We start from the raw sequence: 15,575 nt of genomic DNA, 5'->3' as shown, positions 1-15,575 counted from the left end.
GCGATTTGGCTCGCTTTTGGTGTCTTGATTTGACCATCTGGTCAAACTCACGCTATCACGGGTTCGACATCAGTCAAGAAATTGCGCGACACAGCCGAAATTTTCGGCGTATTTCGCATCTGCATGACGGAAAAAGAGACACGCTGGAAACATGCCCAAAGACCGCGCACCGACCCGAATACAGAAAAAGAATCGCGCTGCGATTATCGAGGCCGCCCTGAACGTGTTTTCAGCGCATGGATTTCTCGGTGCAACCGTGGATCAGATTGCGGCCGAGGCAGGCCTGAGCAAGCCAAACCTTTTGTATTACTTTCCGTCGAAAGAGGCGATCCACACGGCGTTGCTGTCCGGCTTGCTCGACGTCTGGCTTGCCCCGCTACATGATCTGGACGAAACCGGAGACCCGCTGCAGGAAATCCTGTCCTATGTTCATCGCAAGCTTCAGATGAGCCGCGAGTTACCAAGGGAAAGCCGCCTGTTCGCCAACGAGTTGGTGCAGGGCGCGCCGCGCATTCACCAGGCATTGTCGAATGACCTGAGGGTTTTGGTCGATGAGAAGTCCGAAATTCTGACACACTGGATGGACCAGGGAAAGATTGCGCGTCTTCATCCCCACCACCTGATCTTTTCGATCTGGGCGTTGACGCAGCATTACGCTGATTTTGATGTGCAAGTTCGGGCAATCCTAGGGGATGAAGATCCCTTTGAAGGTGCTGAACCGTTCATTGATACGCTATATCGGAAGCTTCTCGCCCCATGAAAAAGGGCCGTGAACCGGCCCCTTTTTTGCGAGTTATCTAACCTGCATTCCGCTATTCGGCCGCTTTGGCCATTGGGTTGTTGGGATGTGTTGTCCAGTTGGCATATTCTTTCTGCACAACGGTGCCCGTGCGCGGATCCACTTCACCGGCGTCCATCGGCACCATCGAGATGCACCCCTCAACCGGGCACACATCTACGCAGAGGTTACAGGCGACGCATTCTTCGTCGATCACTTCGAATACACGGTCAGGCGCTATTGAAATTGCCTGGTGGCTGGTGTCCTCGCAGGCGGCATAGCACCGGCCGCATTTGATGCACTGATCCTGATCAATCTTCGCCTTGGCGATGTAGTTGAGGTTCAGATACTGCCAGTCCGTCACATTCGGAACCGCGCGGCCAACAACTTCAGAGACGTTGGAATACCCTTTTTCATCCATCCATTCAGACAGCCCGGCAGTCAGTTCATCAATGATCTTAAAACCATATGTCATGGCCGCCGTGCAGACCTGAACATTGCCGCATCCCAAAGATATGAATTCCGCTGCGTCGCGCCAGGTGGTCACGCCTCCGATGCCCGAAATTGGTAGACCATGCGTATCAGGATCGCGGGCAATCTCAGACACCATCGACAAAGCAATCGGCTTGACCGCCGGCCCGCAATATCCGCCATGGCTGCCCTTACCATCGATCGAGGGTTCAGGGCTGAACGTGTCCAGATTGACGCTGGTGATCGAATTAATCGTGTTGATCAGCGACACCGCGTCTGCACCGCCATTTTTGGCTGCGGCAGCAGGCTTGCGAACATCAGTGATGTTTGGCGTCAGCTTCACGATGACCGGCCGATCATAGTATTTTTTGCACCACCGGGTGACCATCTCGATATATTCAGGTACTTGCCCAACGGCGGCGCCCATACCGCGTTCGCTCATCCCGTGGGGACAGCCAAAGTTCAGCTCAATTCCATCTGCTCCGGTTTCTTCGACGCGCGGCAGAATAGCTTTCCAGGCCTCTTCCTCGCACGGCACCATGATCGAGGCGATCAGGGCGCGGTCCGGGTAGTCGGCTTTCACGCGGGCCATTTCTTCAAGGTTCACTTCAAGTGGCCGATCGGTGATCAGTTCGATGTTGTTGAGACCCAACAACCGACGATCTGCGCCGTAAATGGCGCCATAACGCGGACCGTTCACGTTTACGACCGGCGGCCCTTCGGACCCCAGAGTTTTCCAAACGACACCACCCCATCCGGCCTCAAAGGCGCGGCGGACGTTGTATTCCTTGTCGGTTGGCGGTGCTGAGGCCAGCCAGTATGGGTTAGGGCTGGAAATTCCCAGAAAGTCAGTTGTCAGATTGGCCATGGGTACTCCTTCCCGGCTCCTCAGCCGGTTTTCTTGAAAATCATTTCCGTCGGGCGAATGCGCCCGGCTTCAAGGTTTGCGACATAGTTTTGGAATTTTTCAGGTGCCGTCTCGCCCATCATAAGGTGAATCCCCAGCGGCGCTGGTCCGCTTTCGGCAACACGTTCAAAGACCTCTTGGAAAAATGCGATCGCGAATTCCGTGCGATCGTTTTCCGCGACCAGTTCCATGCCCGCAGCCGCCGCCGCATTCTTGTAAACATCAGGCGAGTCGACAAACGATGTCTCGGGCAGCGTCGACCATGGCAGTGGGAACGCCAAAGGTTCGTCAATGGACCCACCCATAACATCGAACAACGCGAAGGTTCCGCCCGTGGCCAGAGCGCGCGCCACTTCAGAAAACAGCCCGGCCTTGTCATCGATATTCATGCCAACATGCAACATCACGGCCAGATCGAAACCAGCATCCGGTACCGGTAAATCCAACGCACTACCTACCTGAAAGCTCATCTTCTGCGACAGGCCGACAAGGTCGCTAAGCGCAATCGCCGTCTCGACAAACTCCGGCGTCAGATCAACTCCGGTGACCTTCGAGTCGTAATGATCCACGACGTACCGCGAAGTGCCACCAATGCCGCAGCCAATATCCAAGACGCGCGTGGCATGGGTTGGTGCAAGCTGGGCAAACAAATGATCTGTCGCCGCAACTCCGCCCGTGTGGAACTCATCACCAGCCTTCAGGTCCGCGACCGTCGCCGCATCAGGATCAACGCCACTGGCCTGCAAGGCGTCGCGCACCCGTTCTGTCAGGGCACCGGTTGTGTAGTGTTGAGCAACTGCATCTTCGATCTGGGACATGAGGATACCTCAGCGATATAGGAGAGTTGGATGTCTCACCCTATCACGAAACAAGCGTTGCGTGGATGTCCATCGCGGCATCCCGACCTTCGGCAACTGCTGTCACGGTCAGGTCTTCCCCGCCTGTGGCGCAGTCTCCGCCCGCCCAGACACCGGAAATCGACGTCCGCCCGGCACCGCTGACAGCGATCTTGTTTCCGTCCAAGGTCAACCCTTCCGGTGCACCTTCCAGGGTTTGGCCAATCGCCTTGAGGACCTGATCCGCCTGCACCCGGATAGTTTCTCCGGTCCCGGACAGTTTTCCGTCTTGGCTGGCGGTGTATTCCAACTCAATCTCTGCTGCCGCGCCATTTCCATGGATTGCAACCGGCTGGACATTGGTCATGATCCGCACCCCATGCGAGGCTGCAAGGTCCTGCTCGTACCGGCTGGCCCCCATTGCATCGCGACCGCGACGATATGCTATCGTCACATGTTCCGCGCCCAGCAGCTTGGATTTCACAGCCGCGTCTACAGCCGTCATTCCGCCGCCAATCACCACGACATTGCGCCCGACGGGCAGATGCGCCAGATCTGACGCCTGCCGTACGTCCGATATGAAATCGACCGCATGTCGCACGCCCTCTTTCTCGGCACCTTGCGACCGCAGAGCGTTTACCCCGGCAAGGCCAATGGACAAGAAGACGGCGTCATAGTTTTCCTGCAGCCCTTGCAATGAGATCGTCTCACCCAGGACCGAACCGGTTTCGATTGCTATGCCGCCAATCTTCAGCAGCCAATCAACCTCGGCCTGCGCAAAATCATTGGTCGATTTGTAGGCTGCGATTCCGTACTCGTTCAGGCCGCCCGGCTTGGGCTTGGTTTCGTGGATCACCACGTCATAGCCCAACATCGCCAAACGGTGCGCACAAGCCAGACCCGCAGGCCCTGCCCCGATCACCGCGACTGTCTTGTCGGTCACCGGCGCGCGTTCAAAAGGATGCTCGCCTGTGGCCATCAGGTCGTCGGTGGCAAAGCGTTGCAAGCGTCCGATCTCAACCGGTTTACCCTCGGCCGCTTCGCGCACGCAGGCTTCTTCACACAGTGTCTCGGTCGGGCACACGCGGGCGCACATGCCACCCAGAATGTTCTGTTCCAAGATCGTTCGCCCGGCCGCCTGCGGCTGACCTGCCTGAATCTGGCGAATAAAAAGCGGTATATCGATATCCGTCGGACAGGCCGTGATACATGGCGCGTCGTAGCAAAAATAACAACGATCAGCCGCAACCGCAGCTTCGTGCGGCGCCAATGGCGCATGCAGATCGCTGAAATTCGAGGTCAGCTCATCGCTGGAAAGCCGCCCGGAGACAATGCCGGGTGCCATCTGGCCCTGTGCCATCACTCTACTCCCTGTAGATATGTTCGTTATGGCACCAGCTTGCCATATTCTCATTTTTTATCAATTGGTAAAATTTGCCAAATGGTCAAAAAATGAAAAATCCGAGCCACAGACCCGGATTCCAGCGAAAATCGCCTCAATTTCGTGCAGCTTTTAACTCAAACCATGCTGCTCAGGTGACCGGATTTGGTCCAAACACGTGCTCCGCCCTCTCCTGCGATAGCCTGAGATTGCGTTCCCGGCGGCAGGCGCAGCCAATCCCAAACCGAGAATTCTTCGCCCCCTTCGGCAAAACTGCCGTCCACGACAAAGACCTCCAGCCCCTGATCAGCATCCAATTGGACGACCTCACCGGCGCGCCAAGTTTGAACCCGCACATCCTCATGCGCGTCCTGAAACAGCTGCAGGTCATCATCACCGCTGATCGAGCGATGAACTTCTGTTCGGTCTTGCGGATCAAACTGATGCAACTTGACCAGAATTGTCGCGCCTGCCATCGCTGATGGCGTATGCGACGTGGTCGGCGGGTTGCGCACATAACTACCCACGGGGAAATCTCCGCTTTCATCCTGAAACACGCCGTCCAGAACCAGATACTCCTCGCCACCATCATGCGTATGCGCGGCAAAGGCGCTGCCGGGGGCAAATCGTACGATCGTGGTCGCACGCGCAACTTCGTCTCCGATCCGGTCCAGCATCTTGCGGTCTACCCCGGTTGCTGGGGACGCCACCCAATCGGTCTCATCAAAATGGACCGCAACACGTTTGGTGAAGTCTGCATTGACCCGCATCATCTCTCTCCTGAACAGCCGTCATGTCCCAAAATGGATTGGTTTGATCGAAATTCAAACCAACATCTTTTGACGCCCCTTGTCGCTTACTGTAATTCCGATGAGAGGGGCCGGAAAACAGACCCCCAACAGGATCGGGCTGGAATGCAGGCACTTACGCAGAAATTCAACATCGTCGTCATTGGGCAAAACAATCGCCTTCAATACGAAGCTGTGTTGTTCGCCGCGTCCCTGCGGCATTCGTCGCCCGACTTCGAAGGGAAACTGTATGTCGCCACCCCCAAACCGGGGCCGCGTTGGAGCCAGAATCCAAGCCTTCAAAACGAAGACGTTCTAAAGGTGTTGGGTCAGTTGGATGCCGAGATACTGCCGTTTGACTCGCACGTTTTCGGTGAAAGCTACCCTTATGGCAACAAGATCGAAGCACTTCTTGCCATGCCCGAAGGAGAGCCGTTTGTGTTCTTTGATACCGACACTCTGATAACAGGTGATTTGAACGGCGTGCCGTTCGACTTTGACCGACCCGGCGCGTCGCTGAAGGTCGAAGGTACCTGGCCAAAGCCGACACTCTATGGACCCGGATTTGACGGGATTTGGCGCGCGCTCTACGACCGTTTTGGGCTGGATCTCAAAAGCTCGGTGGATGACAGCCAGCCACATGATCACTGGCGTCGTTACCTGTACTTCAATGCAGGGTTTTTCTTCTACAAATGCCCGCGTCAGTTCGGCGAACGGTTTCTTGAATACGCCCTGGCCATCCGCAATGAAGCCATACCCGAGTTAGTCGGACAAAACCTGGATCCATGGTTAGATCAGGCAGCTTTGCCCCTGGTGATCCATTCCTTTGGTGGCGGGCGGGATGCCTTGCCGGACGGTTTGCTGGATGGTTCGGTCAGCTGCCACTATCGCCTGTTCCCGCTGCTCTATGCCCGCGAAAGCGATCATGTGATCGAGGTTCTGGAAACGGTTGTGGCGCCGAATAGGGTGAAAAAAGTTCTGAAAAACTACGACCCATTGAAAAAACTGGTGGTTCAAGGCAAAGGCAAGAAAATTCGCGAGATGTTCGATCAGGACAACCTGCCGAAACGCGAGCAGGTGTATCGCAACCGGATCAAAAGCAAAGGCCTGTGGATGCGCTGACAGGATCGTTGTGCGCAGGCGGGCAATGCCCTACAGATTCGACCAAACGAATTCCAATAGGAGATGTTCAAGATGTCTGATGGCCCGACCTACGGTTTCGACACATTGCAAATTCACGCGGGCGCCCGCCCTGACCCGGCCACCGGAGCACGTCAGACACCGATCTATCAAACGACGGCTTACGTGTTCCGGGATGCGGACCATGCCGCAGCTTTGTTCAATCTTCAAGAAGTCGGGTACATCTATTCCCGCCTTACAAACCCAACCGTCGCCGTATTGCAGGAGCGTGTTGCAACGCTGGAAGGGGGCGTTGGCGCAGTTTGCTGTTCATCCGGCCACGCAGCCCAGATCATGGCGCTGTTTCCGCTGATGGGGCCAGGCTGCAACGTCGTCGCCTCAACCCGCTTGTATGGCGGCACGGTCACGCAGTTCAGCCAGACGATCAAACGCTTTGGATGGTCGGCGAAGTTCGTGGACACTGACGATCTGGACGCAGTCAAGGCTGCCATCGATGACAACACCCGCGCGGTGTTCTGCGAATCCATCGCCAACCCCGGCGGCTATGTCACAGACATCCGCGCTTTGGCAGATGTGGCCGATGGCGCTGGCATTCCGCTGATCGTCGACAACACGTCGGCCACGCCTTACCTCTGTCGTCCTATTGAACATGGCGCGACACTAGTGGTGCACTCGACCACGAAATACCTGACCGGCAATGGCACTGTAACGGGTGGTTGCATCGTGGATTCAGGCAAGTTCGACTGGTCGGCGAATGACAAGTTCCCTTCGCTCAGTCAACCGGAACAGGCCTATCACGGGTTGAAGTTCCACGAGACTTTCGGGCCGTTGGCCTTCACCTTCCATGGCATTGCCATCGGCTTGCGCGATCTGGGCATGACAATGAACCCGCAGGCGGCGCATTACACACTGATGGGGATCGAAACCTTGTCGCTACGGATGGAGCGTCACGTCGAGAACGCACTGAAGCTCGCCGCATGGCTGGAGGCGGATGACCGGGTGGAGTACGTGACCTACGCAGGTCTGCCGTCGTCACCTTATCAGGACAGGGTTAAAAAGCATTACCCACGGGGTGCAGGCGCGCTGTTCACATTCGCGGTCAAGGGTGGGTATGATGCCTGTATCAAGTTGGTCAACGCGCTGGAGATATTCAGTCACGTGGCCAACCTGGGCGATGCGCGGTCGCTGATCATCCACTCAGCCTCGACCACCCACCGTCAATTGACCCCAGAGCAGCAAGAGGCTGCAGGCGCAGGTCCAAATGTGGTCCGCGTGTCCATCGGGATTGAGGACGTAAACGACCTGATTGCCGATTTGGATCAAGCACTGTCCAAAGCCAGCGCCTGACCATGACAGGGCACGAAACGAACGACCTTGGACAACCCATCGGATGGCCGGTAGAGGGCGACTTTCCGCGCCCGACACCGCCTTACACACCGATGGAGGGCCTTTACTGTTCAGTCGTGCCACTGGATGTGAATCGGCATGCGCCCGGACTGTTTCGGGCGTTTGCCAACGATACGGATGGGCGTAACTGGACCTATCTGCCGTATGGCCCGTTTGAACGCGAAAACGACTTTTTTGAGTGGGCGCAGGCCAATTGCATGGACGCTGACCCGATGTTCCACACAATACTGGATCAGGACGATATCCCGGTCGGAATGGCATCTTTTCTAAGGATTGAACCCGCAGCCGGCGCTATCGAGGTCGGACACATCCATTTCTCGCCCCTTCTGCAGCGCAAACCACAATCAACCGAGACCATGTATCTGATGATGCGCCGCGTGTTCGACGAGTTGGGATATCGCCGCTACGAATGGAAATGCGATGCGCTAAACGCGCCATCCTGCCATGCGGCCAAACGGCTGGGCTTTACCTTTGAAGGTGTGTTTCGTCAGGCGACCCATTACAAAGGGCGCAACAGGGATACTGCCTGGTATTCAATTGTAGATAGTGAATGGCCACGTGTTCGCGCAGCTTTCGAGACCTGGCTATCCGCGGACAATTTTGACGACGCGGGCCAACAGCGCCAACCGCTGAAAGCCCGCGCAGATGCTTAGGTTTACTCGGAAATCCCGAATTCCATCGAGACAGTGACAGAGACCGAAATCTCGCCTCCTGCCACGGGCACACCGCCCGTATCTGCCATGGCCATCTCGCGCATTGCCATCATCGGGCGAACGCCACCGGATTGTTCCGAAATCGACTGAACAGCGCCCAGCGTTACACTGGCTGCTTGCGCCAGTTGTTCGGCCTTCGCCATTGCTTCACCGACGGCCTTTGCACGGGCCTGGGCCTCGACAGGCTTGGGATCCTGGACACCAAAACTCAGCCCTCCGAAATCATTAGCGCCGTCCTGAATGACCGCGTCCATGATTTGTCCGAGATTGTTCAGATCGCGCACACGCACAAAAACCCGGTTGGATGCCACAAACCCGGTGATCTCGGGCTTATCAGCGTTTTCGCCCAGACGGCCAGACCAAACCGGCGTCAGCGACAGGTCACGGGTCTGAACGTCCCGATCCTCAATTCCCATCTCGTCGAGGCGCGCCAATACCTGCGACACCGCGTCCGATGTGGCCTGCATTGCCGCCGACGCTTCGGCGTTTTCGTTCGTCACACCTAGCGTAATCGTTGCCATATCGGGTGCAACCTGCACGGTCCCAGTGGCATCAACGGTGATGCGACGTTCTTCCGCATGGGCGATTCCCGCAGCCGCGACAGCCAATAATGCGATCAGAAAAGCGAATGTCTTCAATGTCATCCCTCCAATTTTCTTTGTCCAAACATGGATCGGCAGGGCATTGCCATACAAGAGGTGAGTATGCCTTTTTCTTTCCCTCGGCGGGTTCCTGCTTTAATATCAGTCTGCAGACATAAAGTCGTTTGCATTGACGATGACAATTATGGTTCCTCCGGATTATGAAACCCGCCTTTGCGCTGTCTTTTTCGGCCACCGGAATTTCCCTTAAGCACCAATCGGATGACGATTGGTTCGATATTGGCGTTGTCCCGTTGGATGCGCCTGACCTGACCGAGCAGGTGCAGGCCTTGCGGGACAAAGGGTTTGCGCTGGAAAACGACCTGAGTTGCAAGGTGATCATTCCCGCCGATCAGGTTCGGTATCTGACGATCTCGACCGAGGGTATGACCGCGGAAGACATCGAGCAAAAAGTGCACGACGCGCTGACCGAGGCTACGCCCTACGAGATTTCTGAGCTGTCCTTTGATACAGAAACTCGGGGACCGACAACATATGTGGCGGCAGTTGCGCACCAGACTTTGGCAGAGGCACGGAGCTTTACTACCGATCATGGGTTTATCCCCGTTCGCTTTAGCGCGGAACCAGGTGAAGACGAGTTCCCTGAGGAGCCTTACTTCGACTTGGTCATGGATGCGGTCACGGAACCGACTGAAACAGCTGTTGTGTCCTTGCCGGAACTCGATGAACAGCCTTCAGCACCGGAACCAGTCCTTTCAGATGTTGCTGCGGAACAGGCCGAAACAACCGTTGTGCCCCCCCCGGAAACCGATGAAGAGCCGAAGACACTGGAACCGGCACTCTCTGGAAATGACGATGAGCCCGAACCAACTGTACATGCAATTGCACATGCAGCCGCGCCAGACATGTTTCGGTCTCCCGAACCTGCCAATACGCCCGCAGGGGATAGTCATTCGATGATACCGGCAGAGGCGAAGCGCTTTGTCCTGCCCACTATTGCTGCGTTGATCTTTATCGGCGTTGCTATCGGTGCATGGTCTTTGCTGGGGTCGCGCACTGACAGCGATCTGGCTGAAGCCGAAACAGCGGCACCAGATACAACGCCCCCGGAACCCGAAGTCACTGCAGGGGTGACGCCAGAAGAAGCCGAACCAAATACTAAGGTCGCCGTAGCTGCACAGCCCGAAGTCGCAGGTCCGGAACCTTCGACAGAACAGAGTGTTGCAACCCCTGAAGACAGCGAAACGGTGATGGGTGTTCCCACTGTTGAACAGCCGGAACTCACACCCACAGATGCAGCCATTCTGGAAGCCTTGAAGGTTCAGCCAACCCCCGTCGAGGAGATCGAGCGCGACCCGGAAGCGCAGGAAGACCTGGAAACACTCACAGGGTTGAACCTGTCACCACCGGCGCCGCTTATCGAGCCAACTCAGGTCGATCCTGACGATCTGTATCTGGCGTCCATCGACAAATCTGACCTGTCCAGCGATGCGATTGCCCTGCCCCCAGCTGAAAGCTTCGACACGGATCAGCCATTTGACCAAGCTGCGCTACCCAGCATCGCCGGTACACGTTTTGATCTGGACGAACGCGGCCTTGTCACGCCAACGCCGGACGGCACTCTCAACCCGGACGGAATCTTGGTTTATGAGGGCCGCCCATCGTTGGTCCCCCCCGAAATTCCGGTCCGGTTCGAAGAAGAACCGGTTGTTGAAGACACTGAATCGCGTCTGGCCCGGCTGCGCCCGCAGCCACGTCCCAATGATCTGGTTGAACAGTTTGAGCGGGAACAACTCGGTGGTCGATCCCTGGAGGAGCTTGCGGTTTTAAGGCCTAAACTCAGGCCTAAGTCTTTGCAGGATGAAATCCAGGTGGATCAGACACCCACCGCATTGGCCGTTGTTCGTGTGCCTAGGCCGAAAACACGTCCCGCTGGAATAGCGGCAATCGTTGCCAGCGCGACAAAGCCCAGCACGTCCAATCTTGGCTCAACAGCTGCGGTTGATCAAAGCAACGATACCACCGAAACGGTTCAGCCCAGAACTGTCTCACCCAAAATTCCAACCACCGCATCGGTTGCGCGACAGGCCACAATAGACCGAGCGATCAACCTGCGCAGGCTGAATCTGATTGGTGTCTACGGTACACCCGCAAACCGCCGCGCGTTGGTGCGTCTGCCAAGTGGTCGGTACAAAAAGCTGAAGGTCGGGGACAGGATCGATGGCGGTCGTGTGGTTGCGATTGGGGACAGTGAGTTGAGGTACCAGAAAAAGGGCCGCAACGTCACCATAACGATGCCGCGTGGCTGAGCCGAACCAGCGGAAGATTATCGAAGGTTATGAACAGGCCGCGGCTGAGCTTATACCAATCTACGAAAACCTCTCGCCGGAAATCGTGCTGGCACCCGTGCTCGACTATTTGCCCGAAACAGGGTCCGAGGTTTTGGATGTCGGTTCGGGTCCTGGGACAATAGCGGCGTGGCTCGCGTCACGTGGAAATCACGTGACAGCGGTCGAGCCGGTCTCGAAGTTTCGGATGTATGGTCAGGAGACGTACCAACATCTGAGTATTTCGTGGTGCAATTCACACCTGCCCGAGCTCACCCATTCTCGTCCATGGCGCTGTTGTTTCGACATTGCATTGGGCATCGGTGTTTTGCATCACCTAAACCCGCCAGACCAAGATCGCGCTATTCACATCCTTGCGTCCTGTCTCAAACCTTCCGGGCGAATGATTCTGTCGCTGCGCCATGGCCCATGCCCTGATGATCGGCCCGGTTTTGAGATATCCGTCGAAAAGGTCCTGCAAAGCGCTGAATCCGCAGGGATGCAAGTTCAGTACACTTCCCACCGAGCATCCATTCAAGATGGCAACCGGCGCGCCGGGGTCACTTGGACCTGGTTGGTTCTGGGCGCACCGGGAATAGCGTCTTAAGCCGCAGAAATCTCACCGCTTTCGATCTGTTCGCGTTCGATGGATTCAAACAACGCTTTGAAATTCCCTTCACCAAAACCGTCATCGCCCTTGCGCTGAATGAACTCGAAGAAAATCGGGCCGATGACTGTTTTTGAGAATATCTGCAACAGGATGCGTGTTTCACCACCATCCACGACACCCTCGCCATCAATCAGGATGCCGTGCTTCATCATACGGTCCAATGGTTCGGCATGGTCCGTCACACGTTCTGTGGACAGCTCATAATAGGCTTTGTTTGGCCCGGGCATGAATTTCAGCCCGTTTTCGGCAATCGCATCGGTGGATGCGTAGATATCCTCGCTGCCAACTGCGATATGCTGAATCCCTTCGCCTTTGTACTTCTTGAGGTAGGCCACGATCTGGCCTGTCTCGCCGCGATCCTCGTTGATCGGAATGCGGATACGACCACATGGTGACGTTAGAGCGCGGCTGAAAAGCCCGGTGAACTTGCCCTGAATGTCGAAGAAACGGATTTCACGAAAATTGAACAGGTCGCCGTAGAATTTGAACCATTTGTCCATGTTTCCCTTGAAAACGTTATGCGTCAGGTGATCGAGGTAGTAAAAACCCTCGCCGCGTGGTTTTGACTGCTGAATCCACTCGAACTCATGATTGTAAGGCGATGTGTCGTAATACTGATCAATGAAATAAAGCAGCGATCCGCCGATCCCTTTGATCGCTGGTACATCCATTGTCTTATCTGCCCCTTCATAAGGCTCTGCACCCTTGGAAACGGCGTGTTCAAATGCCTTTTGTGCGTCCACAACCCGCCAGCCCATCGACGGAGCGCAGGGCCCATGTTCTGCAACAAACTTGTCAGCAAAGCTGTCGGGGTCGGCATTCAGGATGTAGGTGATATCGCCTTGCTGCCAAAGCTCGACTGCAGGTTTGTCCTTGTGGCGGGCAACCAGTTCGAACCCCATTTTTGCAAACAGATCGCGCAACTCTTGCGGCTCGGGGTGGGCAAATTCGACGAATTCAAACCCGTCGGTTCCAGCCGGGTTTTCTTCGCTGATGACAGATTTCGGGGCATTGTGTGGGAAAGGACCCATGGTGTGTCTCCTCGGGAAACAGGAATTTCTTTGCTGATTCAAAAATACGACTTATCCAACGCTGTTTCTGCGCATAGTTTTCGTATAACCTATAGGTAAATGCGTGAATTACGCATAAAGTAAGAAAAATTTGGGATAATTCCGCATATGCTGGATGCCACAGATACGCACCTTCTGTCTGCCCTTCAAAAAGATGCTCATCTGACCGCCCATCAACTGGGCGAGATGTTGAACCTGTCACCCAGCCAGGCAGGCCGCCGCAGGCAACGGCTGGAAGCAGAAGGGTACATCACAGGCTATGCCGCCCGACTGGATCCGCTGAAACTGGGGTTACAGGTGCAAGGTTTCATTCAGGTCCACCTGGGTACCCATGGGCCGGAACAATCCGCAAGTTTCGCCCGTATGGTCGAAACCCGCCCAGAAATAACAAGCGCCTGGACGATGACGGGTGAGGCGGATTACCTGCTGCACGTCTATTGCGACGATCTATCCGGCCTGAACAGCTTGCTTCATCAGGTAATCCTGCCGCATCCTGCGGTTGCACGGGTTCAAAGCCAGATCGTAATGGACCAACTCAAACGCGACGCGCCCCTGCCGACCTGAGCGGGGCAAGAGGAAGAATATGGACGATTTCCTTTACCAGGCTTCAATCTATCTGGCTGCAGCAGTAATCGCTGTCCCCTTGTCTGCCCGTTTGGGTTTGGGGTCCGTTTTGGGTTACTTGGCTGCCGGTATCATCATTGGCCCTGTGTTCGGCCTGGTCGGCGCCGAAACCGAAAACCTGCAACATGTCGCAGAATTCGGCGTTGTGATGATGCTGTTCCTGATCGGATTGGAACTGGAACCACGCGCCCTTTGGGATATGCGCGACCGTTTGCTGGGCCTTGGCGGGTTACAAGTGTTGCTGTCCACCGCCGTTATTGCAGGGGTGGCAATCTATGCCAATCACCCCTGGTCCGTCGCGCTGGCGGTAGGCTTAACTCTTTCCCTATCGTCAACAGCCATCGTCCTCCAAACCTTGTCCGAAAAAGGCCTGATGCAAACCAATGGCGGCAGGGCCACATTTTCCGTTTTGCTAACACAGGACATCGCGGTCATTCCCATACTGGCCATGCTGCCATTGCTGGCCCTGCCCGCAATGCCGCATATCGAGGCCGATGGATCGATTGATCGTGGGGCGGACGATCTGCACGCCGCAGGCCACCACAGCCTGTCACTTGTCGAAGGCCTGCCGGGTTGGGCGGTAACTCTGGTAACGATCGGCGCCATTGCTTTCATCATACTGGCTGGCATCTACCTGACTCGGCCTTTGTTCCGCTTTATCCATGCAACGCGTCTGCGCGAGATGTACACAGCGCTGGCCCTTATGATCGTGGTCGGCATTTCGTTTCTGATGACGCTTGTCGGGCTGTCACCCGCTTTAGGGGCCTTCCTGGCTGGGGTCGTGCTGGCGAGTTCGGAATTCAGGCACGAGATGGAAAGCGACCTTGAGCCGTTCAAAGGCTTGTTCCTGGGTCTTTTCTTTATCACCGTGGGGGCCGGGATAGATGTGGCATACTTCTTTAACGATCCACTCGATTTGATTGGCCTGGCGCTGCTGGTCATTCTGGCCAAGGGGATCATCCTTTATGTCGTGGGCAAAGCCTTCAAGTTGAAAGGGCGGGATCACTGGCTGTTCACGTTGGGTCTGGCGCAGGCAGGCGAGTTCGGATTTGTGTTGCTGGCCTTTTCCTCCCAGCAGAACGTCATCCCACCTGATTTGTCACAAAAGCTGTTGATGATCATCGCCTTGACGATGCTGATCACGCCGCTTCTGTTCATTGTCTACGACCTTCTGTCCCGCAAAATCGGCGACACAAAAGCGGAGATGGAACCTGATGAGATTGATGAGAAGGGGCCCGTCATAATTGCCGGCATCGGACGGTTTGGGCAAATCGTCAACCGGTTGGTGCGCGCCAGTGGCTTCAAGACGGTTGTTCTGGATCACGACATCGAAACCATCCAGCTGATGCGCCGGTTCGGCGTCAAAGGCTTTCTGGGCGATCCAACGCGGCCCGAGCTGTTGCGTGCTGCAGGGCTGGAAAAGGCATCAGTTCTGGTTGCCGCGATGGATGATCGCAAAGAAACCACGCGGCTTGTCGCCTATGCAAGGCGCCAGCGTCCGGATCTGCACATCATTGCTCGGGCGCGCGATCGCACGCATGTATATGAGCTGTATCAGGCCGGAGCCAGCGACATCGTGCGCGAGATGTTCGATAGTTCCCTACGCGCGGGTCGCTATGTGCTCGAGAATATCGGCCTCAGCGAATACGAAGCGGCACAGGCCGAGCAGACGTTTTATCACCACGACCGGTTGTCCGTACGTGATCTGGCTGAACTCTGGATCCCCGGCAAACCTACGGCTGAGAACAAACCGTATATTGAGCGCGCGCAGCAGTTGGAGAAAGACCTTGAGACTGCGCTGCTTGAACTGGCCGAAGAACACGCCAAAAAATCTGCCTGACCCGGCGCCGGGCTGTAGTCA

At 56.0% G+C, this 15,575-nt stretch carries 14 protein-coding genes; 8 read left to right on the top strand and 6 right to left on the bottom strand.

The features are described 5' to 3' along the window. Positions 1-151 precede the first annotated feature (151 nt). Positions 152-760 (top strand): TetR family transcriptional regulator C-terminal domain-containing protein, encoded by a 609-nt coding sequence (locus Q1B13_RS06215; protein WP_299078453.1) that lies wholly within the window; start codon positions 152-154, stop codon positions 758-760. Between the two features lie 52 nt (positions 761-812). Here Q1B13_RS06215 and preA read toward each other — a convergent pair whose 3' ends face one another. The 4 genes from preA to Q1B13_RS06195 all read right to left on the bottom strand — a co-directional run bounded on the left by preA (position 813) and on the right by Q1B13_RS06195 (position 5,143). Then, positions 813-2,117 carry an NAD-dependent dihydropyrimidine dehydrogenase subunit PreA gene (gene preA, locus Q1B13_RS06210; RefSeq protein WP_299078450.1) on the bottom strand — a complete coding sequence of 435 codons (1,305 nt, stop codon included), beginning with the start codon at positions 2,115-2,117 and terminating at the stop codon, positions 813-815. Between the two features lie 20 nt (positions 2,118-2,137). Then, the gene (locus Q1B13_RS06205; RefSeq protein WP_299078447.1) at positions 2,138-2,974 is read right to left on the bottom strand and encodes a methyltransferase domain-containing protein; all 837 of its coding nucleotides are present in this window, start codon (positions 2,972-2,974) and stop codon (positions 2,138-2,140) included. Positions 2,975-3,017: 43 nt separating this feature from the next. Next, positions 3,018-4,352 (bottom strand): NAD(P)-dependent oxidoreductase, encoded by a 1,335-nt coding sequence (locus tag Q1B13_RS06200; RefSeq protein ID WP_299078442.1) that lies wholly within the window; start codon positions 4,350-4,352, stop codon positions 3,018-3,020. A gap of 158 nt (positions 4,353-4,510) precedes the next feature. Then, positions 4,511-5,143 carry a cupin domain-containing protein gene (locus Q1B13_RS06195; RefSeq protein WP_299078439.1) on the bottom strand — a complete coding sequence of 211 codons (633 nt, stop codon included), beginning with the start codon at positions 5,141-5,143 and terminating at the stop codon, positions 4,511-4,513. A gap of 144 nt (positions 5,144-5,287) precedes the next feature. Here Q1B13_RS06195 and Q1B13_RS06190 point away from each other — a divergent pair, with 144 nt between their 5' ends. From Q1B13_RS06190 to Q1B13_RS06180, 3 genes are all read left to right on the top strand, one after another. Next, positions 5,288-6,283: a hypothetical protein gene (locus tag Q1B13_RS06190; protein WP_299078436.1), complete on the top strand. Its 996-nt coding sequence runs from the start codon at positions 5,288-5,290 to the stop codon at positions 6,281-6,283. 72 nt (positions 6,284-6,355) lie between these two features. Further along, the gene (locus tag Q1B13_RS06185) at positions 6,356-7,648 is read left to right on the top strand and encodes an O-acetylhomoserine aminocarboxypropyltransferase/cysteine synthase family protein (protein WP_299078433.1); all 1,293 of its coding nucleotides are present in this window, start codon (positions 6,356-6,358) and stop codon (positions 7,646-7,648) included. Between the two features lie 2 nt (positions 7,649-7,650). After that, entirely contained in the window at positions 7,651-8,361 is a 711-nt protein-coding gene (locus Q1B13_RS06180; protein ID WP_299078429.1) for a GNAT family protein, read from the top strand. 2 nt (positions 8,362-8,363) lie between these two features. Here Q1B13_RS06180 and Q1B13_RS06175 read toward each other — a convergent pair whose 3' ends face one another. Then, a complete protein-coding gene (locus tag Q1B13_RS06175; protein ID WP_298932471.1) occupies positions 8,364-9,065 on the bottom strand; it encodes an SIMPL domain-containing protein in 702 nt (233 codons plus the stop codon). Between the two features lie 158 nt (positions 9,066-9,223). Between Q1B13_RS06175 and Q1B13_RS06170 the strand changes: the two genes are divergently transcribed. Together Q1B13_RS06170 and Q1B13_RS06165 are read left to right on the top strand one after the other, a co-directional pair. After that, positions 9,224-11,332 (top strand): hypothetical protein, encoded by a 2,109-nt coding sequence (locus Q1B13_RS06170; protein WP_299078426.1) that lies wholly within the window; start codon positions 9,224-9,226, stop codon positions 11,330-11,332. Further along, complete coding sequence (locus Q1B13_RS06165; RefSeq protein ID WP_299078422.1) at positions 11,325-11,957, top strand: bifunctional 2-polyprenyl-6-hydroxyphenol methylase/3-demethylubiquinol 3-O-methyltransferase UbiG; 633 nt, start codon at positions 11,325-11,327, stop codon at positions 11,955-11,957. The genes Q1B13_RS06170 and Q1B13_RS06165 overlap by 8 nt, the downstream gene beginning before the upstream one ends. On the opposite strand, the gene hppD is transcribed toward Q1B13_RS06165, so the two are convergent. Beyond that, positions 11,954-13,051 (bottom strand): 4-hydroxyphenylpyruvate dioxygenase, encoded by a 1,098-nt coding sequence (hppD, locus tag Q1B13_RS06160; RefSeq protein ID WP_299078419.1) that lies wholly within the window; start codon positions 13,049-13,051, stop codon positions 11,954-11,956. The genes Q1B13_RS06165 and hppD overlap by 4 nt on opposite strands. A gap of 147 nt (positions 13,052-13,198) precedes the next feature. Between hppD and Q1B13_RS06155 the strand changes: the two genes are divergently transcribed. Further along, positions 13,199-13,654 carry an Lrp/AsnC family transcriptional regulator gene (locus tag Q1B13_RS06155; RefSeq protein WP_298932478.1) on the top strand — a complete coding sequence of 152 codons (456 nt, stop codon included), beginning with the start codon at positions 13,199-13,201 and terminating at the stop codon, positions 13,652-13,654. A 19-nt stretch (positions 13,655-13,673) separates the two neighbouring features. Beyond that, a complete protein-coding gene (locus Q1B13_RS06150; protein ID WP_299078416.1) occupies positions 13,674-15,554 on the top strand; it encodes a monovalent cation:proton antiporter-2 (CPA2) family protein in 1,881 nt (626 codons plus the stop codon). Positions 15,555-15,575: the final 21 nt, after the last annotated feature.

The organism is uncultured Ruegeria sp. (assembly GCF_947489545.1).
Classification (GTDB): Bacteria; Pseudomonadota; Alphaproteobacteria; order Rhodobacterales; family Rhodobacteraceae; genus Ruegeria.
The sequence above is the reverse complement of the archived record's forward strand: the minus strand, read 5'-3'. Positions and strand labels throughout refer to the sequence as shown.

Excerpts from the sequence above, each read along its gene's own strand:
- Q1B13_RS06215 (WP_299078453.1), top strand. The coding sequence starts at position 152 with ATGCCCAAAGACCGCGCACCGACCCGAATACAGAAAAAGAATCGCGCT.
- Q1B13_RS06155 (WP_298932478.1), top strand. The coding sequence starts at position 13,199 with ATGCTGGATGCCACAGATACGCACCTTCTGTCTGCCCTTCAAAAAGAT.
- Q1B13_RS06170 (WP_299078426.1), top strand. The coding sequence starts at position 9,224 with ATGAAACCCGCCTTTGCGCTGTCTTTTTCGGCCACCGGAATTTCCCTT.
- Q1B13_RS06150 (WP_299078416.1), top strand. The coding sequence starts at position 13,674 with ATGGACGATTTCCTTTACCAGGCTTCAATCTATCTGGCTGCAGCAGTA.
- Q1B13_RS06185 (WP_299078433.1), top strand. The coding sequence starts at position 6,356 with ATGTCTGATGGCCCGACCTACGGTTTCGACACATTGCAAATTCACGCG.
- Q1B13_RS06180 (WP_299078429.1), top strand. The coding sequence starts at position 7,651 with ATGACAGGGCACGAAACGAACGACCTTGGACAACCCATCGGATGGCCG.
- Q1B13_RS06200 (WP_299078442.1), bottom strand. The coding sequence starts at position 4,352 with ATGGCACAGGGCCAGATGGCACCCGGCATTGTCTCCGGGCGGCTTTCC.
- Q1B13_RS06190 (WP_299078436.1), top strand. The coding sequence starts at position 5,288 with ATGCAGGCACTTACGCAGAAATTCAACATCGTCGTCATTGGGCAAAAC.
- Q1B13_RS06175 (WP_298932471.1), bottom strand. The coding sequence starts at position 9,065 with ATGACATTGAAGACATTCGCTTTTCTGATCGCATTATTGGCTGTCGCG.
- Q1B13_RS06205 (WP_299078447.1), bottom strand. The coding sequence starts at position 2,974 with ATGTCCCAGATCGAAGATGCAGTTGCTCAACACTACACAACCGGTGCC.
- preA (WP_299078450.1), bottom strand. The coding sequence starts at position 2,117 with ATGGCCAATCTGACAACTGACTTTCTGGGAATTTCCAGCCCTAACCCA.
- hppD (WP_299078419.1), bottom strand. The coding sequence starts at position 13,051 with ATGGGTCCTTTCCCACACAATGCCCCGAAATCTGTCATCAGCGAAGAA.
- Q1B13_RS06195 (WP_299078439.1), bottom strand. The coding sequence starts at position 5,143 with ATGCGGGTCAATGCAGACTTCACCAAACGTGTTGCGGTCCATTTTGAT.